Consider the following 24033-nt stretch of genomic DNA (forward strand, 5'->3'; position numbering starts at 1 on the left):
TCCCGATCGGTCGGGCCGGCGTCACCGGCAGGCCGTCCCATCGTGCCCGACCCGGGGACCGGACGCCTCGGGCCGCACCGCGACGACGGGCACCCGGCCGGGATCCGGCCGGGTGCCCGTCGTCGTACGGGTGCCCTCAGCCCGCGGTGGTCTCCGCCGGGTCGACGTCGTCGGGGGAGCCGGTGGCGTCGAGCTCCGCCGTCCGCCCGGTGGACGGTGCGGGGCCCTCGTAGACGAACCACACGGTGGCCAGCGGGGGAGCGGTCACCGTCGCGGAGAACGGCTGACCGTGCCACGTCTCGTCGACCGCGTCGATCCCGCCGAGGTTGCCGACGTCGGAGCCGCCGTACCCGCCGAAGTCGGTGTTGATGACCTCGCGCCACCGGCCGCCCCGGGGCAGGCCGACCCGGTAGTCGTGGTGCGGGGCGCCGGAGAAGTTCGCCACGCAGGCCAGCACCTGGCCGCCGGCGCCGTAGCGCAGGAAGGACAGGGTGTTGCCGGGGGCGTCGTTGGCGTCGATCCACTGGAACCCGGCCGGGTCGCTGTCGAGCGAGTACAGCGCCTCGTGCTCGCGGTAGACGGTGTTCAGGTCGCTGACCAGCGTGAGCACGCCCTGGTGGGCCGGGTCGTCCAGGTGCCACCAGTCCAGCGAGCGGCTCTCCGCCCACTCCGACAGCTGGCCGAACTCCGAGCCCATCATCAGCAGCTGCTTGCCCGGGTGCGCCCACATGAAGCCGAGGAACGCGCGCAGGTTGGCCAGCTGCTGCCAGTGGTCACCGGGCATCTTGCCCAGCAGCGACCCCTTGCCGTAGACGACCTCGTCGTGGCTGATCGGCAGCACGAAGTTCTCCGAGAAGGCGTAGACCAGGGAGAACGTCAGCTGGTTGTGGTGGTAGCTGCGGTGCACCGGCTGCTTGGCGACGTAGTCCAGCGAGTCGTGCATCCAGCCCATGTTCCACTTGAAGCCGAAGCCGAGGCCGCCGAGGTGGGTGGCCCGGGTGACGCCCGGCCAGGACGTCGACTCCTCGGCGATGGTGACCACCCCGGGGACCTCCCGGTAGACGGTGGCGTTCATCTCCTGCAGGAAGGCCACCGCCTCCAGGTTCTCCCGCCCGCCGTACACGTTCGGCGTCCACTCGCCGTCGTTGCGCGAGTAGTCCAGGTACAGCATCGAGGCGACCGCGTCGACGCGGATGCCGTCGACGTGGAACTCCTTGGCCCAGAACAGCGCGTTGGCGACCAGGAAGTTGCGCACCTCGGAGCGGCCGAAGTCGAAGACGTAGGTGCCCCAGTCCGGCTGCTCGCCCCGGCGCGGGTCGGCGTGCTCGTACAGCGCGGTGCCGTCGAAGCGGCCCAGCGCCCAGTCGTCCTTGGGGAAGTGCCCGGGCACCCAGTCGACGATGATCCCGAGCCCGGCCTGGTGGGCCCGGTCGATCAGGTAACGCAGGTCGTCGGGGGAGCCGAAGCGCGAGGTGGGCGCGTAGTACGAGGTGACCTGGTAGCCCCACGACCCGCCGAAGGGATGCTCCGCGACCGGCATGAACTCCAGGTGAGTGAACCCGGCGTCGCTGGCGTAGCCGACCAGCTCGTCGGCCAGCTCCCGGTAGCTCAGGCCCTGTCGCCAGGACCCGAGGTGCACCTCGTACACGCTCATCGGCCGCTTGTGCCACTCGCCACGGGCCCGCTCGGCCATCCACTGGTCGTCGCCCCACGCGTGCGCGGAGTCGGTGACCACGGAGGCGTTGGCCGGCGGGACCTCGGTGGCGAAGGCCATCGGGTCGGACTTGACCCGCCACTCACCGTCGGAGCCGAGGATGTGGAACCGGTAGCGGCTGCCGACCTGGACGCCGGGGATGAAGATCTCCCAGACGCCCGAGGAGCCCAGCGACCGCAGCGGGTAGGCGCGGGCCTCCCAGTAGTCGAAGTCGCCGGTGACCTTCACGCCCCGGGCGTTGGGCGCCCAGACCGCGAACGAGACGCCGTCGACCCGCCCACCGGGGGTGTCGTAGCCTCGGACGTGGGCGCCGAGCACCGTCCACAGCTGCTCGTGCCGGCCCTCGCGGAGGAGGTGCTGGTCGAGCTGGCCGAGCGTGGGCAGCCACCGGTACGGGTCATCGACCAGGTAGGCGTCGGTACCGCCCGCGGCGTTCGGGTAGGTGACCTCGACCCGGTAGTCGCCGGGCTGCTGCGGCAGCCGGGCCTCGTAGATGCCGCCGCCGTGCAGCCGGTCGGCCTCGTAGCGGGACCCGTCCTGGTCGACGACGGTCACCGCGACGGCATCGGGGCGCAGCGTGCGCACGGCCCAGCCCTCGGGGAGCTGATGGGTGCCCAGGACGCCGTGCGGGTTGTACGACCAGCCCTCGACGACCGCGCGCAGCTCCTCCTCCGACGCCTCCCGCCCGGCGGACGTGGCCGTGGCGGCGGCAGCGGATGGCGCGGGCGTCGGGTCGGTGGCGGCTGGGGTGCCCGGTGCTGCTGGCGGGGCGTAGCCGCCCTCGATCGCGCGGGTCGGAGTGCCCGGCCCGACGGCGGCCGGTTCGGCCAGGGCCGGCTCGGCCCCGGCCGTGCCGGGCGGCACGGTGGAGGTCGCAGTGGAGGTCACGGTGGAGGGCGCGGTGCCGGACGACGCGGGTCGGCCCGACGTCGGCGCGGCAGCGTCGCTGGGCGCCGCCGGACCGGTGTCGGTGCGGCCGACATCACCGGGCTCGGACGCCGTCTCCGCCGGGGAACTGCCGCCGGTGCCGGCCTGCCCTCCGTCGTCGGGCACCTGCGGCTCGTTCGGCTCGGCCGGGTCGGGGCTGGGCGGCTCCGGCTGGGGGGCCGCGGGCGCCGACGGGTTGCCCGGTTCGGCGATCGGGGCCGGGGCGACGACCGGGGTGGCGGTCACCTTCCGGGTCGCCTTCCGCGCGGTCTTCTTCGCGGTTCCGGCCGGAGCGCCGGCGCCCTCGTCCGCCGGGTTCGCGGCCGGGGCCGCCTTCTTCGCCGCCCGCTTGGCGGCCTTCCGGGCCGGCGCGGCCGGAGCCTCGCCGGCCGGATCACCCGCCACGGCATCGGCACCGGTGGTGCTGCGGGTGGCGGCCGCGCGCCTGGTCGTCGCCGCCCGCTTGGCGGCGGACTTCTTGGCCGGTGCGGGTGCGGGGGGCTCCTCGGCGGTGGCCGCGTCCGCACGGACCGACTCGGTGATCTCCTCGACCCGGCGCTGGAGCTCGGCCTTGCTGGCGGGCTCGCCGCCGGGTGTCGGGGTGGAGTCGTCGTCGATCGTCATGGTGCTCCGTCCCTCGTCGTGGTCGGTCAGTCGGTACTGGTCAGCCGGGACACCGACTGGAGCGGGATCATGAGCCAGTTCGGGCGGTTGCGCGCCTCGTAGACGCACTCGTAGACCGCCTTGTCCGCCTCGAACGCCCGCAGCAGCGGGGAGTCGGCGTCCAGTTCGGCGCCCCCGCCGACGGTGTACCCCGCCCGGAAGGCCTGCCGGTTGCGGTCGGCCCACTCCTGGGCCCGATAGACACGCTGCGGGTCGCCGGGCTGCTCGACCAGCATGTGGCGGGCGGCGTAGTCGAAGGAGCGCAGCATGCCCGCCACGTCGCGGAGCGGGGTGTCCAGTTCCCGGCGGGCGGCCAGCGGGCGAGCCGGTTCGCCCTCGAAGTCGAGCACGATCCAGCCGGTGGTCGTGCGCAGCACCTGCCCGAGGTGGAGGTCACCGTGCACCCGCTGGCGGACGACCGGTTCCCGCGCCGCCGCGGCCGCGGAGTACAGCGCCCGCAGGCCGTCGGCATGCTCGGCGAGGTCGGGGACGACCTTCAGCGCGGCGTCCAGCCGGGCACCCATCTGCTCGGTGACCGTCCCGTACCAGCCCTCGTCGGCGGGCTCGGTGGGCAGTACCCGGGCGAGGTCGGCGTGGACCGAGGCGGTCGCCTCACCCAGCCGCTCGCTCTCCCCGGCGAAGTCGCCGCCCACCTCGTCGGCGTGCAGGTCGCCCTCGGCGTACAGGTCTCGCACGCTCGAGGTCGCCAGCCGCCACCCGTCGCTGGCGTTGGGCACGAAGCCCTGCAGCATCGCCACCGTGGCCCGCTCCCGGGCCGGGTCGGCGTCGTCGATCTCGATGTGCCCCAGCAGCGGCGCGATGTGCGGGTTCTCCGCGGTGCGCAGCGCGGCGTGCACCTCGACGTCGGGGTTGAGGCCGGGCTCCAGCCGCCGGAACAGCTTGAGGATGGCGGTCTCGCCGTACACCAGGGACGTGTTGCTCTGCTCGGTGGAGATCACGTCGCCGGGCACGCCCTCGGGGATGTCGGCGCCCCCCGCCGGGTGGAAGTGCATCGGGCCGACGGTCGAGGCGGCCACCAGGTGGGTCAGCCACGGCATGGTCGACTCGCGGTCGCGCATCGCGTCGTAGGCGTAGTTCGCACCGTGCGCGCCGGAGATCGCCCCGACGAAGGCGCCGGAGAGCTCCTCGGCGGGGGAGTCACGCCACGACAGCGGCACCAGGTAGGTGTCCGTGGCGCCGTCGGTGTAGCTCACCCGGACCCGGTGCACGGTGAGCGCGGGGTCGGACTGGTCGAGGAAGAAGCCCTCCTCGGTGACACCGGCCCACTCGCGGCCCTTGCCCCCGAACCAGCGCTGGTGCGGCATCCAGTCGGCGAGCATGTCCGTCAGTGCGCTCATGAGACCTCCTCGCCGGCGCTCGTCGGCCGCATCCGCGTCGCCGCTGTGCTCATGGACGAGCTCGCGAGCTCGCTCATCGACCTACCTCCGGTGCCGCAGCCGGACGGCTGCGGCGTGCTGTGGAGCGATTCATCAGGCTTCTCCGTCGGTCGGGTTCGTCGTCGCGGCCTGGGCACCGAGCCCGCCACTGCCGGCGGGGGCGTCGGTCGAGCCCACCACGCCGGCGTCGAGCAGGGACTGGGCGACGCTGCTGCTGCTGTGGGCCTCCCAGCCGTCGTCCGCCTCGGGCGCCGGGTCGGCCGGCTTGGACAGCTCGAACCAGTAGAAGCCGTGCCCGGCCAGGGTGAGCATGTAGGGAAGGACCCCGATCTGCGGGAACTGCACCCGTCCGGTCAGCTCGACCGGGGTGTAGCCCTCGAAGCGGCGCAGGTCCAGCTCCACCGGCTGCGGGAAACGCGACAGGTTGTTGACGCAGAGCACGACGTCGTCGCCGAACTCCCGCACGAACGACAGCACGGTGGGGTTGCGCGACCCGACCTCGGCGTAGGAACCGACGCCGAACGTCGGGTGCTCCTTGCGCACCGAGATCATCGTGCGGATCCAGTGCAGCAGCGAGGTGGTGTTGCGCAGCTGCCCCTCGACGTTGGTGACCTGGTAGCCGTACACCGGGTCGGCCACCAGCGGCAGGTGCATGCGCTGCGGGTCGGCCGTGGAGAAGCCGCCGTTGCGGTCGGGGGTCCACTGCATCGGGGTGCGGACCCCGTCGCGGTCACCGAGCCAGATGTTGTCGCCCATGCCGATCTCGTCGCCGTAGTACATGACCGGCGAGCCCGGCAGCGACAGCAGCAGTGCGGCGAACAGCTCGAGGGTGTCGACGTCGTTGTCCAGCAGCGGGGCGAGCCGGCGGCGGATCCCGATGTTCGCCTTCATCCGGGGGTCCTTCGCGTACTCGCCCCACATGTAGTCGCGTTCCTCGTCGGTGACCATCTCGAGGGTCAGCTCGTCGTGGTTGCGCAGGAAGATGCCCCACTGGCAGTTGTCGGGGATGGCCGGGGTCTGGGCCATGATCTCCGAGATCGGGAACCGCTGCTCGCGGCGCACACCCATGAACAGGCGCGGCATCACCGGGAAGTGGAAGGCCATCTGGCACTCGTCGCCGTCCTCGCCGAAGTACTCGACGACGTCGGCCGGCCACTGGTTGGCCTCGCAGAGCATGACCCGGTCGGGGTACTCGGCGTCGACGACCTTGCGCACCTTCTTGAGGAAGGCGTGCGTCTTGGGGAGGTTCTCGCAGTTGGTCCCCTCCTCCTCGAACAGGTAGGGGACGGCGTCGAGCCGGAACCCGTCGATGCCCAGGTCCAGCCAGAAGCGCAGGGCGTCGATGATCGCCTCGCACACCGCCGGGTTCTCGAAGTTCAGGTCGGGCTGGTGGCTGAAGAAGCGGTGCCAGAAGTACTGCTTGCGCACCGGGTCGAACGTCCAGTTGGAGCTCTCGGTGTCGACGAAGATGATCCGCGCGTCGGCGTAGCCGGTGTCGTCGTCGGCCCACACGTAGAAGTCGCCGTAGGGACCCTCGGGGTCGCTGCGGCTGGCCTGGAACCAGGGGTGCTGGTCCGAGGTGTGGTTCATGACGAAGTCGATGATGATCCGCATGCCGCGCGAGTGGGCCTGGGCGACGAGGTCCTTGAAGTCTTCGATGTCACCGAACTCGGGCAGCACCGCGGTGTAGTCGCTGACGTCGTAACCGCCGTCGCGCAAGGGCGAGGCGAAGAACGGCGGCAGCCACAGGCAGTCGACGCCGAGCCACTGCAGGTAGTCCAGCTTGCTGATCATGCCGCGCAGGTCACCGATGCCGTCGGCGTTGCTGTCGGCGAAGCCGCGGACGAGGACCTCGTAGAAGACGGCGCGCTTGTACCACTCGGGGTCCGTCCCGGGTGGGGGCAGCAGTGACTGCTCGCCGGCTCCGGCGGTCGACTGGGCGGGGACAGGGAGGCTCATGGGGAAGGGGGGTCCTCGGTCTCAGGTGTGCGGGTCGTGGCCTGCCTGCAGGGGCCCGCCGCGAGCTCGCGAGTGGTGGGGGGCAGGCGGGTCCTTCTTCAGGCCGGGGGGAGAGGACCGGCTGGCAGGGGCCGGTGCACGGCGAACACGTGCGCCGGCTCGCGGTGGGGGTCGAGCTCCACGTAGTTGAACTGGCCCCAGTCGTACGTCGCACCGGTGATCTCGTCGGTGACGGCGAACCGGTCGGACCAGTCCAGGCCGAGCGCCGGCAGGTCCAGCGCCGTCGTCCCGATCTGGGTGTAGGTGCTGTTCAGCGACACCACGACGAGCACGGCATCCGGCGAACCGGGGTCGGTCTTGGTGAAGCAGAGCAGGTCGGGGTTGTCGATCGGGTGGAAGCGCAGCGTGCGCAGTTGCTGGAGGGCGGGGTGCTTGCGCCGGATCTCGTTGAGCCGGCGCAGGTAGGGCGCGAGGGTCCGGCCCGAGGCCTCCGCACCGGCCCAGTCGCGGGGCCGCAGCTGGAACTTCTCGGTGTTCAGGTACTCCTCGCTGCCCGGGCGCAACGCCACGTGCTCGAACAGCTCGAAGCCGGAGTAGACGCCCCAGCTCGGGCTCATCATCGAGGCCAGCACCGCGCGGATCTTGAACATCGGCGGCCCGCCGTACTGCAGCGACGCGTGCAGGATGTCCGGGGTGTTGACGAAGAAGTTCGGCCGCATGTAGTGCGCGCTGTCGACCAGTTGCCGGCCGTACTCCTCCAGCTCGGTCTTGCCGGTGCGCCAGGTGAAGTAGGTGTAGCTCTGGGTGTAGCCGACCCTGGCCAGCTGGTGCATCATCGCCGGCCGGGTGAACGCCTCGGCCAGGAAGAGCACGTCCGGATCGGTCTGCTTGACCTCCCAGATCAGCCAGTGCCAGAAGTTCAGCGGCTTGGTGTGCGGGTTGTCGACGCGGAAGACGCGGACCCCGGCGTCGATCCAGACCCGGAGCACCCGCAGGCACTCGGCGTAGAGGCCCTCGGGGTCGTTGTCGAAGTTGATGGGGTAGATGTCCTGGTACTTCTTCGGCGGGTTCTCCGCGTACGCGATCGTCCCGTCGGGCTTGGTGGTGAACCACTCGGGGTGGCTGCTCACCCAGGGGTGGTCGGGTGCGGCCTGGAGCGCGAAGTCCAGCGCGACCTCCATCCCCAGCTCGCGGGTGCGGGTGACGAAGGCCCGGAAGTCCTCCATCGTCCCGAGCTGGGGGTGGACGGCGTCGTGACCGCCCTCCGCGCTGCCGATGGCCCACGGTGAGCCGACGTCGTCGGCCTCGGCGACCAGGGTGTTGTTCTTGCCCTTGCGGTTCTCCCGGCCGATCGGGTGGATCGGCGGCAGGTAGACCACGTCGAAGCCCATCTCCGCGACCGCCGGGAGCCGGTCGGCGGCCTGGGTGAACGTCCCGTGGGTGGGCTCGCCGGCCACGACCGGGCCCTCCGAACGGGGGAAGAGCTCGTACCAGGAGCCGTAGAGGGCCCGCGGCCGGTCCACCCACAGCTCGTAGGTCGGGGAGCTGGTGACCAGCCGCCGTACGGGGTTGTCCTGCAGCACCTGCTGCAGGCCCGCCGTCAGCGCAGGGGTGAGCCGGGCGGTGACCGACAGCGACCCGTCACGCAGCGCGGCGGCGGCGGCGGTCAGCGCGGCCCGGTGCTCGACGCCGACGGCGGCCGCCACCTCCTCGTACAGCCGGGCGCCGGACTCGAGATCGTTGGCGAGCTCCTCGGCGCCCTGCCCGGCCTCGACCTTCACCTCGACGTCGTGCCGCCAGGTGCGCAGCGGGTCGTCCCAGGCCTCGACCCGGTAGGTCCAGAGCCCCTCCCGGTCCGCGACGACGGTCGCCGTCCAGCGGTCGGGTTCGGGCCCGAACTCGGTCATCCGCACCAGCGGCGGGGGCGCGGTGTGGCGGTCGTCGTCAGCGGGTGGGGTGAGCACCACGTTGGCGCCGACCGCGTCGTGGCCTTCACGGAACACGGTGGCGGTGATCGGCAGGTGTTCACCGACCACGGCGCGGGTCGAGAACGACCCGCACGACACGACGGGGGCGACATCGGTGATGCCGAAGCGGAGGTCAGCGCGGCCAGTCATCGTCGGTCACGCTAGCGATCTCCCGGCTTCCGGGCACTTCGGCGGCAGGAAGAGGGTGGGCTCGGGCCACTGGTGGGGGGGCCCTCGTTAAGTTAGCCTGCCCTCACCACGCGAGAGTCGGTGTGGACGTCCGAGCGATGGAGCCCCGTGACGCGCTGCTTGCACCCCACGTCCCACCGTCCGCGGAGCACCCGGGTCGCCCTGGGCGCGGCTGCCCTCACCCTGGTCCTCGCCGGGTGCGGCGCCGCCACGTCCGGGACCGGCGACGGCGAGGTGGTCGCCGAGACCACCTGCCAGGCCGGCGCCGTCGACTACGGCGAGGTCGACCCGGAGGTCGAGACGCCGGTCGACGAGGAGGCGCTGGTCGTCTACTCCGGACGCAACGAGGAGCTCGTGGGGCCGCTGCTGGAGACCTACAGCCAGGAGTCCGGGACCGAGCTGTCGGTGCGCTACGGCTCGACGTCGGCGATCACGGCCCAGTTGCTGGCCGAGGGGGACCAGAGCCCGGCCGACGTCGTCCTGCTGCAGGACGCCGGGGCGCTCGGCGCGCTGGGCGACGCCGACTGCCTGGCCGACCTGCCCGACGAGCTGACCGGGCAGACGCTGCCGGCCTTCGCCGACGAGGACGGCCGCTGGGTGCCGCTGACCGGGCGGGCGCGGGTCGTCGTGTACAACCCCGACCTGATCGCGCAGGCGGAGCTGCCCGCCGCCACCGCCGACCTCGTGGACCCGCGCTACGCCGGGCAGCTCGGCATCGCGCCGGGCAACGCCTCCTTCCAGGCGTTCATCACCACCCTGCGCGTCCTGGAGGGCGAGCAGGCGGCCGAGGACTTCGTGCAAGGGCTGGTCGACAACGACGTCCAGACCTTCGAGAGCAACGGCGCGATCCTCGACGCGGTGGACTCCGGCCAGCTGCCCATGGGCCTGATCAACCACTACTACTGGTTCGAGCAGGCCGCCGAGGTGGGCGCGGAGAACGTCACGGCCGAGCTGGCCTACCTGCAGGACGGCGCCGCCGGCTCGCTGGTCAACGTCAGCGGGTCCGGGGTGGTCAGCTCCACCGACCGGGCGGACGACGCCACCGCGCTGGTCGACTTCCTGCTGTCCGAGCAGGCCCAGCAGTACTTCGCCGGCGAGACCTTCGAGTACCCGATGGTCGAGGCGGTGCCGGCCGAGGAGGAACTGCCGCCGCTGGCGGAGCTGCAGGCCCCCGACATCGACCTGGACGACATGGCCTCGCTGTCGGCCACCCTCGACCTCCTCAACCGGGTGGGCCTGACCTGACCTCGAGACTGGCGGCGCCCCCGGCGCCGGACCTGCCCGTCGAGCGGCCCCGTCAGCCGGCCGGGGCGCTCGACGGTGTCCCGGGTGGGCCCGTCCGCCGCGCCGGGCGCCGGCACCCGCCGCCGTCCCTGCTGGTGCCCGCGCTGCTCACCTGCGCCGTCGCGCTCGTGCCGGTGGGGTACCTGGTCGTGCTGGCCGCGGGGTCGAACGCCGGCGAGATGGTCGAGGTGCTGCTGCGCCCCCGCACCCGCCGACTGCTCGGCACCACGCTGGCCCTCGCCGCGGTGGTCAGCGCGGCCAGCCTGGTGCTGGGTGTCGGGTCGGCGTGGCTGGTCGAGCGGTACGCGTTCCCCGGCCGGCGGGTGTTCGCGGTGCTCGCGGCGCTGCCGCTGGCGGTGCCGAGCTACGTCGCCGCCTACACCTGGCTGGCCGCCGTCCCCGCGGTGAGCGGCTTCGGCGGGGCGGCCCTGGTGCTCACGCTCTGCTGCTCGCCCTACGTGTACCTCGCCGTCGCAGCGGCGCTGCGCGGGCTGGACCCGGCCTGGGAGGAGGTCGCGCGCTCGTCGGGTTGCCGCCCCTGGACGGCGTTCCGGCGGGTCGTCCTCCCGCAGCTGCGCCCGGCGATGGCGGCGGGTGGGCTGCTCGTCGCGACCTACGTGCTCGCCGACTTCGGCTCGGTCTCGATCCTCCGCGTGGACACCGTGACCCGGTCGATCGCCACGGCGCTGGACAACAGCTTCAGCCGGCTGGTGCCCACCACGCTGTCGCTGCTGCTGGTGGCGGTCACCGCGCTCGTGGTGCTCGGGGAGGTGCGCAGCCGCGGCCGCGCCCGGCATGCCCGGGTCGGCGGCGGCGCGGCCCGGCGGCCCTCCCGGCAGCAGTTGGCCGGGCCGGGGAGGGTGCTGGTACCCCTCGCGCTGGGTGGCGTCGCGCTGGCCGCGCTGGGCGTGCCGATGGCCAGCCTGGCCTGGTGGCTGACGGTCGGCCGGTCAGGGGAGTGGGACCTCCCGCGGCTGGGGGCGGCGGCGCTGACCTCCGTCGGGTACGCGGCCGGCGCAGCCGTGCTCACCCTCGCGCTCGCCCTTCCGGTGGGCCTGCTGGCGGCCCGCCACCCCGGTCGGCCGGCGCGGTGGGTGGAGGGCCTGAGCTGGTTGTCGCACGCGGTCCCGGCGATCGTCGTCGCGCTGGCCCTGGTCGCGCTCGCCGTCCGGCACGCGCCGGCCCTCTACCTCGGCCCGCCGCTGCTCGTGCTGGCCTACGCGCTGCTGTTCCTGCCCCTGGCGGTGGGTGCGGTCCGGGCCTCGGCCGTCCAGTGCCCGCCCGCGCTGGAGGAGGTCGCCCGGTCGCTGGGTCGCGGTCCCCGCCAGGTGCTGCGGTGGGTGACCGTGCCGCTGGCCGCGCCGGGCATCGCCGCCGGCGGCCTGCTGGTCTTCCTCACCGGCATGAAGGAGCTGACCGCGACCCTCGTGCTGCACCCCACCGGCTCGGAGACCCTCGCCATGCGGCTGTGGAGCACCACCGGGGTCGGGCAGTTCGCCGCGGCCGCGCCCTACGCCGCGGCCATCGTGCTGCTGGCCGCGGTTCCCGGCTGGTACGTCTCCCGGAGCGCCGGGCGGAGCCGCGGTCGTGGTGGCTGACGCGTCCGCGGCCGGTGGCGCTCCGCCCGGGCTGGTGGTGACCGGGCTGGCCCACGCCTACGACCGGACCGCCGTGCTCCGGGCGGTGACGCTCACGGTCCCGGACGGCACGTTCGCAGCCGTGCTGGGGCCCTCGGGGTGCGGGAAGACCACGCTGCTGCGGCTGGTCGCCGGTTTCGAACGGCCCGCCGCCGGCTCCGTCTCCGTCGGCGGGCGGGTGGTGTCCGGCCCGGGTCGGCACATCGCGCCCGAACACCGCAGGGTGGGGATCGTCCCGCAGGAGGGCGCGCTGTTCCCGCACCTGTCGGTGGCCGCGAACGTCGCTTTCGGCCTGGGCCGGGTCGGGCGCCGCTCCGGGCTCCCCGACCGGGTGGTGGAGGTGCTCGGCCTGGTCGGCCTCCGGGCCCTGGCCGACCGGATGCCGCACGAGCTCTCCGGCGGGCAGCAGCAGCGGGTCGCGGTCGCCCGGGCACTCGCTCCCCGCCCGGCCCTGGTGCTGCTGGACGAGCCGTTCAGCGCCCTGGACGCGGCACTGCGGGCGGAGCTCCGGGCCGACGTGCGGGCCGCCGTCCGTGCCGACGGGACGACCGCGGTGCTGGTCACGCACGACCAGCAGGAGGCCCTGTCGATCGCCGACCAGGTGGTGGTGCTGCGCGACGGCCGGGTGGTGCAGGCCGCCGCGCCGGCCGAGCTCTACCGGGCGCCGCTGGACCTCGGGGTCGGCCGGTTCGTCGGTGAGTCGATCGTCCTTCCCGGCGTGGTCGTCGACGACGGCGTCCGGACGGTGCTGGGTGTGCTGACCGTCGGGGGACCGCGGCCGCCCGCCGGCGGGCCGGTGTCGGTGCTGCTGCGGCCCGAGCAGGTGCACCTGGTGCGGGCCGGTGACGGCTCCGCCCCGCCGCTGCACCGCGCGGGCGCGACCGGCCGAGTACTCGGCTCGGACTTCCACGGCGCCGACAGCATCGTCACCGTGGAGCTGGACGACCCGGGCGCGCAGGCGGAGGGGGCGGATCGGAGCGTGTCGATCCGGGAGCGGTCGGCCGACCGGCTGCCGGGAGACCGGGTCCTGGTCACGGTGACCGGGCCCGTGCGGGCCTTCCCGCCCGGCTGAGTCCGCGCCCGGCACGGCGCCGGGGCGCGGCCCGTGCGACCCGGTGCCCGCGCCGTCCGGCCGATACGCTCCAGCGCGTGCGAGCCCTCCGCCGTCTGACCGTCCGAGCCTCCCTGCCGGAGGCGCTCCTGCCGTTGTCCCAGCTGGTGATGAACCTGCGCTGGTCCTGGCACCCCGAGACCCGGGACCTCTTCGAGGCCCTGGACCCCGAACTGTGGGAGACCTGCGGTGGTGACCCGGTCAAGGTCCTGGGCGAGGTGTCGGCCGAACGCCTCGCCGCGCTGGCCAAGGACCGCCGCTTCCTGCGCCGCCTGCAGGACGTCACCGACGACCTGCAGGACTACCTGGACGCGCCGCACTGGTACCAGTCCCTGGGCGCCGAGGCGCCGGCCACGATCGCCTACTTCTCCGCCGAGTTCGGGATCACCGAGGTGCTGCCGCAGTACTCCGGTGGTCTGGGCATTCTCGCCGGTGACCACCTCAAGGCGGCTTCCGACCTCGGCGTCCCGCTGATCGGCGTGGGCCTGCTGTACCGGGCGGGCTACTTCTCCCAGGGGCTGTCCGCCGACGGCTGGCAGCTGGAGCACTACCCGGCCCTCGACCCGCACGGCCTGCCGCTGAAGCTGCTCCGCGACGCCGACAACAACGCCGTGGTGATCAACGTGCCCCTCTCCGAGGGGCGGGTGCTGCACGCCCACGTGTGGCGGGCCCAGGTGGGCCGGGTGGCCCTGCTGCTGCTCGACACCGACATCGAGGAGAACGCCCCGGCCGAGCGCGGGGTCACCGACCGGCTCTACGGCGGCGGCGAGGACCACCGGCTGCGCCAGGAGATGCTGCTGGGCATCGGCGGCGTGCGGGCGCTGCGCGCCTACTGCTCGCTGACCGGCACCCCGCAGCCGGAGGTCTTCCACGCCAACGAGGGCCACGCCGGCTTCCAGGGCGTCGAGCGCATCCGTGAGCTGACCGAGTCGCACGGCCTCTCCTTCGCCGAGGCGCTGCAGGGCGTGCGGGCCGGCACCGTGTTCACCACGCACACGCCCGTGCCGGCGGGCATCGACCGCTTTCCCAGGGCGCTCATCGAGCGCTACTTCACCGGTTTCGGCGTCCCGGTCGAGCACCTGCTGCCGCTGGGCGCCGAGGAGGACCCGAGCAAGTTCAACATGGCCCACATGGGGCTGCGGCTGGGTCAGCGCGCCAACGGCGTGAGCCAGCTCCACGGCCACGTCAGCCGCGGGATGTTCGGTGACCTGTGGCCGGGGTTCGACGAGGACGACGTGCCGATCGGCTCGATCACCAACGGCGTGCACGCCCCCACCTGGACCGCCCGCGAGCTGGTCGAGATGGGTACCCAGCGCACCAGCCAGGGCGATCCGGTCGACCTGACCGGCGACGTCTTCTTCGACGGCGTCGACCGGATCGACGCCGGCGAGCTGTGGACCACCAGGCGGCTGCTGCGCGGCCGGCTGGTCGAGGAGGTGCGTCGCCGGATCCGGGAGACCGCCCTGTCCCGGGGAGCGGCCGAGGCGGAGCTCGGCTGGACCGACACCGCCTTCGACCCCGATGTGCTCACCATCGGGTTCGCCCGCCGGGTGCCGTCCTACAAGCGGCTGACCCTGATGCTGCGTGACCCGGCCCGGCTCAGGGCGCTGCTGCTGGACGAGGACCGGCCGATCCAGCTGATCATCGCCGGCAAGAGCCACCCGGCCGACGACGGCGGCAAGCAGCTGATCCAGCAGATGGTGCGCTTCGCCGACGATCCGGAGATCCGGCACCGGATCGTCTTCCTGCCCGGCTACGACATCGGCATGGCGCGGTACCTGTACTGGGGCTGCGACGTCTGGCTGAACAACCCGCTGCGCCCGCTCGAGGCGTGCGGTACGTCGGGCATGAAGTCCGCGCTCAACGGTGGGCTGAACCTCTCCATCCGGGACGGCTGGTGGGACGAGTGGTTCGACGGCCAGAACGGCTGGGCGATCCCGACCGCGGACGGCGTGGAGGACTCCGACCGGCGGGACGACGTCGAGGCGCAGGCCATCTACGAGCTGCTCGACCGGCAGGTGCTGCCGCGCTTCTACGAGGTGGACGGGGACGGCGTCCCCGCCCGCTGGGTGGAGATGGTCCGGCACACGCTGCGGGTCACCGGTCCGAAGGTGCTGGCCACCCGGATGGTCCGGGACTACGTGCAGGGCCTGTACGTGCCGGCCGCCGGCTCGGCGCGGTCGCTGGCCGCGGGCGGCTACGAGGCGGCCCGCACCGAGGCCGCCTGGCGCGCGCACGTGCTGGAGAACTGGCACGGCGTGCGGGTCGCCCACGTCGAGGCGACCGGGGTGGGCGACACCCCGGAGATCGGCTCGAGCATCGACCTGCGCGCCGAGGTAGAGCTGCCCGGGCTGACCCCCGGTGACGTCCTGGTCGAGGCCGCCTTCGGCCGGGTCGACGACGCCGACGGGCTGCACCAGATCACCACCGTGCCGATGCAGCACGGCCACACCGAGGGGTCGCGGCAGTGGTTCACCGCCACCGTGCCGTTGAAGCGCACCGGGCCGTTCGGCTACACCGTGCGGGTGCTCCCGCGCTCGGAGCACATGGCCGACCCGGCCGAGCTGGGCATCGTGGTCAACGCATAGTTGGACCGTCGTCCTGCGAACTCCAACCGCCGCCAGGGGCCGTCCCCGACGGAGCTGAGCTGTTGCGTGCCCTCCGGGCGGGTGGCCTCCGGCCGCCGCACCCGGAGGGCACAGCGGCCTGTCGGCCGCAGGGTCGCGATGGGCACGGTCACGTTCTGGGCACGGTCGGCCGCCCCGTGACCGGGAGCCGGGCCCGGGTCCCTACTGTGTCGCTGCACCGGGTCGCCTCTGCCGAGGCCCCCGACGTTCGCCATGGACGCCGGACCGTGGTCGCCCGGCGGGGCCATCGTGCCGCCCGCCGCCGCGGCCGCACTGCACGACTACAGGAGAGACATGCGCGCCAAGCTCAGCACCGTCGCCGCGGCCACCGCGGCGGCCTTCGTCCTCGCTTCCTGCTCCTCCGGCGACGGGGACGGGGGTGGTGGCGGTCAGGCCGCCTCCGGCGACCTGGCCGGCGAGGGCACCGGCGAGTCCTGCACCATCGAGGGCGAGGTGCCCATCGGCGCCGTGCTCAGCCTGACCGGCGCCGCGGCCAGCTACGGGGAGTCCCAGCAGCGCGGGCTGGAACTGGCCGCCGCCCAGCTGGCCGAGCAGGGCGGGGTCACCTACGACCTGACGATCGAGGACGACCAGACCGACCCGCGTCAGGGCATCACCCTCTTCGACCAGTTCGTCACCGACGGCGTCAGCCTGATCATCGGCCCCACCCTGTCCAACGCGGCGGTGCAGTCCGACCCGATCGCCCAGGAAGCGGGCGTGCCGGTGCTCGGCATCTCCAACACCGCCGCCGGGATCACCGACATCGGCGACTACGTCTTCCGCAACTCGCTCACCGAGCAGGCGGTCATCCCGCAGACCATCGCGAAGGCCACCGAGGAGTTCGGCCTGCAGAACGTCGTGGTCATGTACAGCAACGACGACGCGTTCACCGAGTCCGGCTACGAGGCGTTCGCGGCCGCGCTGGAGGCGGAGGGCGTCGAGGTGAGCGAGACGCTGACCTTCTCCAAGTCCGACACCGACTTCCGCGCGCTGCTGACCCAGGCCCAGGCCAGCGATCCGGACGCGCTGGTCGTCTCCGGCCTGATCGAGGCCGCCATCCCGCTGGTCACGCAGGCCCGCGAGCTCGGCATCGACGTGCCGATCATCGGCGGCAACGGGTTCAACAACCCGCGGCTGATGGCCGACGCCGGCGAGGCCGCCGAGGGCGTCGTCGTCGGAGCCGCCTGGAACTCCTCCTCCGACAACCCGGAGAACACCGCCTTCCTGGCCGACTTCGAGGCCGAGTACGGCGCCCAGCCCGACCAGTTCGCCGCGCAGGCGTACGCCGGGCTGATGCTCGTCGACGAGGCGGTGCGCAGCGGTTGCGCCGCTGACCCCGAGAGCCTCAAGGAGGCGCTCGGCGACATCGAGGACGTGCCGACCGTGCTCGGGGAGTTCTCCATCGACGAGAACCGGGACGCCGTCCACCCGGCCGTCGTGCAGGTCGTCCAGGACGGCGCGTTCACCGTTCTGGAGTGACCTCGTGCTCCTCCGGCCGGACACCCGGCCGGAGGAGCGCGAGCGGGCGACCCGGCGCCGACGTCCGGGGACACGACGAGACAGGAACAGCGGTGCAGCAGCTCCTCAACGGGATCTTCATCGGTTCGATCTATGCGCTGTTCGCCATCGGGTTCACCCTGGTCTTCGGCATCCTCGACCGGCTGAACCTGGCCCACCCGGCGGTCTTCGCCGCCTCGGCCTTCGTGGGCATCGAGCTCGTCGAGCGGGGCGGGTTGTCGCTGTGGGCGGCGCTCCCGCTGGTGTTCGTCTTCGGTGGGGTGCTGGGCCTGGTCATCGAACGGCTGGCCTTCCGGCCCCTCAAGAACAGACCCGACGCCCACTTCGCCGGGCTGATCTCCTCCATCGCGCTGGCCGGCATGCTGATCGCCCTGCTGCAGTGGCGGTACGGCCCGGACACCCGGCGTTTCCCGCCGGGGTCGTTCCCCGACACCCGCTACGACGTCGCCGGCGCGCAGGTGACGCTCGTGCAGGTGGTGATCCTGGCGATCTCCCTCGCCCTGATGGTGGGGCTGACCTACATGGTCACCAGGACCCGGCTCGGTCGCGGCATGCGGGCGGTCGCGGAGAACCCGACGGCGGCCCGCGTGCTCGGGGTGAACGTCGACCGGATCACCGCTGCCACGTTCGCCATCTCCTCGGCGCTGGGCGCGGTCGCCGGCGTGCTGTTCGCCATCAACGTGAACACCGCTCAGCTGGGCATGGGCTCGGCGATCGAGCTGAAGGGCCTGGCGGTCATCATCGTCGGCGGCATGGGCTCGCTGCCCGGTGCGCTGATCGGCGGCCTCCTCCTCGGGCTGGCCGAGGTCTTCGCCGTGCAGTACGTCGGGTCCTCGTGGCGTGACGTCATCGCCTTCGGTCTGCTGTTCGTCATCCTGCTGCTGCGTCCGCAGGGCCTGCTCGGCGCGCGGAAGGTCCGGGAGGTCTGATGCTGCTCCAGTACGCGACACCGCTGACCTTCATCGCGCTGGGGGCGATCTTCGCCTACTCGTTCTACGCCGTGCTGATCGCCGGCCAGCTGAGCCTGGGCCAGGCCGGCTTCGCGGCGCTGGGGGCCTTCTCCGGCGCGAGCCTCGCCCCCAGCGGGGACGACGTGGGCGAGGTGCCGGCCCTGCTGATCGCCATCGCGATCGGAATGGCGGTCGGCGCGCTGGCCGCGGTCGTGCTCGGCCTGCCGACGATGCACCTGCGGGGCGTCTTCCTCGCCATCGCCACGCTCGGGTTCGCCGAGGCGGTGCGCATCGTGCTGCTCAACCAGTCCTGGACCGGTGGCGCGCAGGGGCTGGCCGTGCCCCGGGTCCTCACCGTCGGGATGGCCTGGACGGCGCTCGCCGTCGTCGCGTACTGGTTCTGGCGGATGGCGCGCTCGCGGTACGGCCGGGCGCTGGAGGCCATCCGGGAGGACGAGCTGGCCGCCCGGGCCATGGGCATCGACGTGGGCCGCCACCGGCTCACCGCCTTCGTCACCGCCGGCGCGGTGGCCGGTCTGTACGGGGTGCTGTTCGCCTACTACGTGCGGCTGATCGCGCCGGGCGACTTCGACTTCGTCGCCGCCGTCGAGGGCCTGGTCACCGCGGTGGTCGGTGGCTCCACCATGTTCCTGGGCCCGCTGCTGGGCAGTGGCTTCCAGACCATGATCCCGGAGATCCAGCGCGCGGTCGGGATCGAGGCGGGCTGGATCCGGCCCTTCCTGGCCAGCTTCCTGCTGCTCGTGGTGATCCTGTTCCTGCCCGGCGGCCTGGCCAGCCTCCTCCCGCGCCGCCGCATCCGGATGCCGGCGTCGCCGGGTCGCCCCGCGGTCGGTGACCCGGGCACCCGCCCCACCGATCGACGCCACCCCGACCCCGGCGAGACGGTGGCCGCGCTGACCGGCCTGGGCAAGGAGTACGGCGGGGTCCATGCCGTGCGCGACGTCGACCTGGAGCTACGCAGCGGCGAGGTCGTCGGGCTGATCGGCCCCAACGGTGCGGGGAAGACCACCCTGGTCAACATGATCAGCGGCCTGGTGCCGCCCAGCTCGGGCAGCGCCACGGTTCTCGGGACGACGGTCGGGCGCACCCCGGTGCACAAGATGGCGGCTGCCGGGGTGAGCCGCACCTTCCAGCACTCCAAGCTGTTCAACCGGCTGTCGGCGCTGGACAACGTCCTGGTCGGCGCGCACCTGGTCAGCCGGCCCACCTTCCTCCGGCGCCTGCTGTGGCTGCCCTCGGCCCGCCGTGACGAGCAGGCGGCGCTCGAGCGGGCGGCCGGGTGCCTGGAGCGGGTGGGGCTGGCCGAGCTGGCCGGTACCCGGGCGTCGGCGCTGTCCTACGGTGACCAGCGCCGGTTGGAGATCGCCCGCGCACTCGCCTCGGACCCGTCCCTGCTGATCCTCGACGAGCCGGCTGCCGGCATGAACCACGTCGAGGCCTCGGGGCTGTCCACGCTGATCACGTCCCTGGCCGAGGACGGCCTGACCATCCTGTTCATCGAGCACAACGTCGGCATGGTCCTGCAGACGTGCACCCGGGTGGTCGTGCTGAACTTCGGCCAGGTCATCGCCAGCGGTTCCCCCCAGGAGATCGCCGCGGACCCGGTCGTCATCGAGGCCTACCTCGGCACCTCCGACGACGAAGCCGATCCGGGCTCCATCGCCGAGGGGACCGCCGCCGACCCGACCGCGGGCAGCGCGGGCGGAACGAGCGCCGGTGCCGCCACCAACGTGCACCCGAGCGCGGCGGGCACGCTCCCGCCGCCGGACACCACCCCGAGGAACGCGACATGAGCGACCCCATCCTCACCGTGGACGACCTGGCGGTCAGCTACGGGCGGGTCGAGGCCGTCCGCGGCGTCTCCTTCCGGGCCGAGCAGGGCTCCCTGGTGACGCTGGTCGGTGCCAACGGCGCCGGCAAGTCCTCGGTGATCAACGCCGTCTCCGGCATGCTGCGACCGTCGGGTGGGCGGATCAGGTTCGAGGGTCAGGACGTGACCCGCACCCCGGCGCACAAGCTGGTGGCCCGCGGGCTGGTCCAGGTGCCCGAAGGGCGTCAGATCCTGGCCACCCTCACCATCGACGAGAACCTCTGGATGGGGGCGTGGGGCCGCGGGAGCGGCGCCCAGCGGTCCATCGACGCGATGTACGACCGCTTCCCGGTGCTGGCCGAACGGCGTGCCCTGCCGGCTGGTGCGCTCTCGGGCGGGGAGCAGCAGATGCTGGCCATCGCCCGTGCCCTGGTGGCCGAACCCACCGTGATGCTGATGGACGAGCCCTCGATGGGGCTGGCGCCCAAGATCGTCGACGAGGTGTTCCGCGTCATCGGCGAGATCCGTGCCTCGGGCACCACCGTGGTGCTCGTGGAGCAGAACGCCCGCCGCGCCCTCCGCGCCGCCGACCACGGCTACGTGCTGCAGAGCGGGGAGGTCGTCCACTCCGGCCCGGCCGCCGAGCTGCTCGCCGACGAGCGCATCGTGCAGGCCTACCTCGGGGTGGAGAGCACGCCGGACCGGCCGTGACGGCGCGCGACTCCTGCGACGACTGGTGACCGGTGGTGCCCGGGGGGCGACCGTCGCGCCGGGAAACGGCGTGCCACGCTCCGGCCGCGCACCGGATCCCGCGGGGCGCAACTAGGCTGGCCCCCATGCCCGACCGCTGTGAGGTGCTCCCCGGAGACTCTGTCGTCGCCCGACGTGGTGGTGGCCTGCTGTGGGTGGACGCCCCCGGTTCGCCCGCGCTGGTGGCTGCCCTGCACGCCTGCCTGGGCGTCACCGGTCCCGGTTCCGAGCGGGTGCTCGCCGCTGTCGCCGGGCACGTCTCCCGCCTGTCCGATGGCCCGGCGTCGTTCGCCCTGGTGCTCGCCGACACCACCGGCGGGTCCGGCTCCGGTGTCGCGCTGTGGTCGGGCAAGGGCCAGCCCGCCGTGGACGGCGTCCCGGTGTCCGGTTCCTCCGTCGACGGCTGCACGCTGGCCAGTGGCTTCGCCCTGGGCCAGACGCTCTACGTCGGCCCCGGGCAGCCTGCCTCCTCGATGCCACCCGGTGTCGCCTTCGACCTGACCGAGGGAACCGTCCCCGGCTCCGGCGCGCTGCTGCAGCTGGCGGCCCAGGTGTCCTCGGGCGTCGCCGTGCCGCGCGGACCGGTGACACCGGCCCCGGAGGCCTTCACCGCCGGCTCCGATGCCGGGTTCGGCACGTCGGGCGGGGCCCCGGCCTCCGCGCCGATGGCCCAGGTGGGGGAGTCGACCGCCTTCTGGCGGCCCGAGACCGCCGCCGCGCCCGTGCTCCGTTTCGACGACGGCATGGTCGTCACCGTCGACGAGGACCTGGTGCTCGGCCGGCGTCCCGACGGCCACGACCTCGTGACGGGCGGCAACGCGCGCCCCGTCCCGATCGCCGACACGCAGAACGTGCTGTCCTCCGCCCACGCGGCGATCCAGCGCGCCGGTCGGGAGGTCTCCCTCACCGACCTCGGGTCGCTCAACGGCACCCACGTCGCCGGCCCCGAGGCCACCGAGTGGACCCAGCTCGAGCCCGGCGTCTCGCACCCGCTCGCCGACGGCGACCGGCTGCTGCTCGGCTGGACCGTCATCACCTTCGAGCAGCCCGCGGAGTAGTAGAAGGACCCCGCTGCCCCCCACCGCTCGCGAGCTCGCCCGTCGACCGGAGCCACGGGCTCGTGCCGAGTGGGGCCCGGAGGGTCCCGCGCAGGCGCCAGAGCTGACTCGTTGACCGGACCCCACGGGCTCGTGACGAGTGGGGGCCCGGAGGGTCCCCGCGAGGAGCGACGAAGCGGCTCCACGGCGCCGGGGACGGCACCGGGCCGCGGTGCGATACGTCAGGATCGCGATGTCACCGCGGTGCGATCCGCCAGGATCGCAGTGTCACAGTCTCAGGGCCTCCGCAGAACCCGCAGCACCATCACGCTGTGCGAGGCCATCTCCACCGGCCCGGGTGCGACGACGACGGGCCGTGGCGGGATGCCGGTCGGGTACTCGGTGGCCACCACCAGCTCGTAGCCGTCACCCCACGGTGCGGCGGGCAGCACGACCTCGACCGGGTCCGGCCCGGCGTGCAGCCACACCAGGTACGACTCGTCGACCACCGGCCGGCCACGTTCGTCGCGGTGCCGGATGCCGCGCCCGTCCAGGTACATCCCGACCGTCTGCAGGCCGGTGTCGAACCAGTCGGTGCTGGTCAGCTGGCCGCCGCCGGGAGCGAACCAGGCGAGGTCGCGGGTGCCGCCGGTGCCCGGCGACGCCGTGCCGGGGATCTCCATGCCCTCGAAGAAGGCCTCCTGGCGCAGCACCGGCGAGCTGCGGCGCAGCGTCACCAGCCGGGACAGGAACGTCCACAGGTCGGCGTCGATCGCACCCCAGTCCAGCCAGGAGACCTCGTTGTCCTGGCAGTAGGCGTTGTTGTTCCCGCCCTGGGTGCGGCCCAGCTCGTCCCCGGCGGTGAGCATCGGCACGCCGGTGGACAGCAGCAGGGTGGCCAGGTGGTTGCGGACCTGGCGGGCGCGCAGCTCGACCACGGCGGGGTCGTCGCTGGGGCCCTCGACGCCGCAGTTCCAGTTCCGGTTGTGGCTCTCGCCGTCCCGGTTGTCCTCGCCGTTGGCCGCGTTGCGCTTCTGCTCGTAGGTGACCAGGTCGGCCAGGGGGAAGCCGTCGTGCGCGGTGACGAAGTTGACCGAGGCGAAGGGCCGGCGGCCGTCGGAGCGGTACAGGTCCGAGGAGCCGGTGAGCCGGTAGGCCAGGTCGCGCACCCCCACCCTTGCGCCGGACCAGACGTCGCGGACGGTGTCGCGGTACTTGCCGTTCCACTCCGTCCACGGCGGGGGGAAGTTGCCCACCTGGTAGCCGCCCTCGCCGATGTCCCACGGCTCGGCGATCAGCTTGACCCCGCTGACCACCGGGTCCTGGTGCACCACGTCGAAGAACGCCGAGAGCCGGTCGACGTCGTGCATCGACCGGGCGAGTGCTGCGGCCAGGTCGAACCGGAACCCGTCGACGTGCATCTCGCTGACCCAGTAGCGCAGCGAATCCATCAGCAGCGCCAGCACCGGGGGACGGCGGACGTCCAGGGTGTTCCCGCAGCCGGTGTAGTCGGTGTACCGGGACAGGTCGTCCCCGGCTGCGCTGCCGCCCAGCCGGTAGTACCCGCCGTTGTCGATGCCCTTGAACGACAGCGTGGGGCCGGTGTGGTCGCCCTCGGCCGTGTGGTTGTAGACGACGTCGAGGATGACCTCGATGCCGGCGGCGTGCAGCGCCTTCACCATCGCCTTGAACTCGGTGACCTGCCCGCCGCCCGAGCCCGCCGAGCTGTAGGCGGCGTGCGGGGCGAAGTAGCCGAGGGTGTTGTACCCCCAGTAGTTGGTCAGCCCGCGGCGGAGCAGGTGCGGTTCGCTGACGAAGTGGTGCACCGGCAGCAGCTCCACCGCGGTGACGCCCAGGGACACCAGGTGCTCGACGAAGGCGGGGTGGGCCAGCCCGGCGTACGTGCCGCGCAGCGGCGGCGGGATGTCGGGATGGCGCATCGTGGCGCCCTTGACGTGCACCTCGTAGATGACCGTGTCCGACCACGGGGTGCGCAGCGTGTGGTCGCCCTCCCACGGGAACGAGTCGTGGACGACCACCCCGCGGGGCACGAACGGTGCGGAGTCGGTGGCGTCGGGCAGGTGGTGGTCGTGGTCCTGATGGGCGAACAGCGACCGGTCGAGCACCAGCTCGCCATCGACGGCGCGGGTGTAGGGATCCAGCAGCAGCTTCGCCGGGTTGTACCGGGCGCCGGACGCGGGGTCGTGCGGGCCGTGCACCCGGTAGCCGTAGCGCTGACCGGGTCGGATCCCGGGTAGCCGGCCGTGCCAGACCTGGTGGGTGGTCTCCTGGAGGCGCTGGCGGTGCTCGGTCCCGTCGGGGTCGAACAGGCAGAGGTCGACGGCGCTCGCGCCGGCCGACCACAGGGCGAAGTTCGTTCCGGTGCCGTCCCAGTGCGCGCCCAACGGGGCGGCCGCCCCGGGCCAGACCTCGGCCGCCGACCCGGCTGCTGATGCACTCACCCGGACGATG

General features: G+C 73.0%; 14 protein-coding genes. 9 read left to right on the forward strand and 5 right to left on the reverse strand.

Annotated elements, in window-relative coordinates; genetic code table 11:
- Positions 1-136 precede the first annotated feature (136 nt).
- From glgB to ACYVG5_RS18235, 4 genes are all read right to left on the reverse strand, one after another.
- Positions 137-3265, reverse strand: a complete 3129-nt coding sequence (gene glgB, locus ACYVG5_RS18220) for a 1,4-alpha-glucan branching protein GlgB (RefSeq protein WP_222049157.1) — start codon at positions 3263-3265, stop codon at positions 137-139.
- Between the two features lie 26 nt (positions 3266-3291).
- Positions 3292-4662, reverse strand: a complete 1371-nt coding sequence (locus ACYVG5_RS18225) for a maltokinase N-terminal cap-like domain-containing protein (protein ID WP_222049158.1) — start codon at positions 4660-4662, stop codon at positions 3292-3294.
- A 132-nt stretch (positions 4663-4794) separates the two neighbouring features.
- The gene (treS, locus tag ACYVG5_RS18230) at positions 4795-6660 is read right to left on the reverse strand and encodes a maltose alpha-D-glucosyltransferase (protein WP_222049159.1); all 1866 of its coding nucleotides are present in this window, start codon (positions 6658-6660) and stop codon (positions 4795-4797) included.
- A 98-nt stretch (positions 6661-6758) separates the two neighbouring features.
- Complete coding sequence (locus tag ACYVG5_RS18235) at positions 6759-8777, reverse strand: alpha-1,4-glucan--maltose-1-phosphate maltosyltransferase (protein ID WP_222049160.1); 2019 nt, start codon at positions 8775-8777, stop codon at positions 6759-6761.
- A gap of 147 nt (positions 8778-8924) precedes the next feature.
- Between ACYVG5_RS18235 and ACYVG5_RS18240 the strand changes: the two genes are divergently transcribed.
- The 9 genes from ACYVG5_RS18240 to ACYVG5_RS18280 all read left to right on the forward strand — a co-directional run bounded on the left by ACYVG5_RS18240 (position 8925) and on the right by ACYVG5_RS18280 (position 21582).
- Positions 8925-10061: an extracellular solute-binding protein gene (locus ACYVG5_RS18240; protein WP_222049161.1), complete on the forward strand. Its 1137-nt coding sequence runs from the start codon at positions 8925-8927 to the stop codon at positions 10059-10061.
- Positions 10062-10195: 134 nt separating this feature from the next.
- Positions 10196-11698 (forward strand): ABC transporter permease, encoded by a 1503-nt coding sequence (locus ACYVG5_RS18245; RefSeq protein ID WP_222049162.1) that lies wholly within the window; start codon positions 10196-10198, stop codon positions 11696-11698.
- On the forward strand, positions 11691-12809 hold the full coding sequence (locus ACYVG5_RS18250) for an ABC transporter ATP-binding protein (RefSeq protein WP_460683423.1): 1119 nt from the start codon (positions 11691-11693) through the stop codon (positions 12807-12809). Before ACYVG5_RS18245 ends, ACYVG5_RS18250 begins: the two co-directional genes overlap by 8 nt.
- Positions 12810-12886: 77 nt before the next feature.
- Positions 12887-15436, forward strand: a complete 2550-nt coding sequence (gene glgP / locus ACYVG5_RS18255; RefSeq protein ID WP_222049163.1) for an alpha-glucan family phosphorylase — start codon at positions 12887-12889, stop codon at positions 15434-15436.
- A gap of 252 nt (positions 15437-15688) precedes the next feature.
- A complete protein-coding gene (locus tag ACYVG5_RS18260) occupies positions 15689-16954 on the forward strand; it encodes an ABC transporter substrate-binding protein (protein WP_246630455.1) in 1266 nt (421 codons plus the stop codon).
- Positions 16955-17046: 92 nt separating this feature from the next.
- On the forward strand, positions 17047-17922 hold the full coding sequence (locus ACYVG5_RS18265; RefSeq protein WP_222049203.1) for a branched-chain amino acid ABC transporter permease: 876 nt from the start codon (positions 17047-17049) through the stop codon (positions 17920-17922).
- Complete coding sequence (locus ACYVG5_RS18270) at positions 17922-19757, forward strand: branched-chain amino acid ABC transporter ATP-binding protein/permease (protein WP_222049164.1); 1836 nt, start codon at positions 17922-17924, stop codon at positions 19755-19757. Before ACYVG5_RS18265 ends, ACYVG5_RS18270 begins: the two co-directional genes overlap by 1 nt.
- On the forward strand, positions 19754-20485 hold the full coding sequence (locus tag ACYVG5_RS18275; RefSeq protein WP_222049165.1) for an ABC transporter ATP-binding protein: 732 nt from the start codon (positions 19754-19756) through the stop codon (positions 20483-20485). The genes ACYVG5_RS18270 and ACYVG5_RS18275 overlap by 4 nt, the downstream gene beginning before the upstream one ends.
- A gap of 125 nt (positions 20486-20610) precedes the next feature.
- The gene (locus ACYVG5_RS18280; protein WP_222049166.1) at positions 20611-21582 is read left to right on the forward strand and encodes an FHA domain-containing protein; all 972 of its coding nucleotides are present in this window, start codon (positions 20611-20613) and stop codon (positions 21580-21582) included.
- Between the two features lie 275 nt (positions 21583-21857).
- On the opposite strand, the gene glgX is transcribed toward ACYVG5_RS18280, so the two are convergent.
- Entirely contained in the window at positions 21858-24023 is a 2166-nt protein-coding gene (gene glgX / locus ACYVG5_RS18285) for a glycogen debranching protein GlgX (RefSeq protein ID WP_222049167.1), read from the reverse strand.
- Positions 24024-24033 lie beyond the last annotated feature (10 nt).

This window comes from Modestobacter lapidis (genome assembly GCF_054780755.1).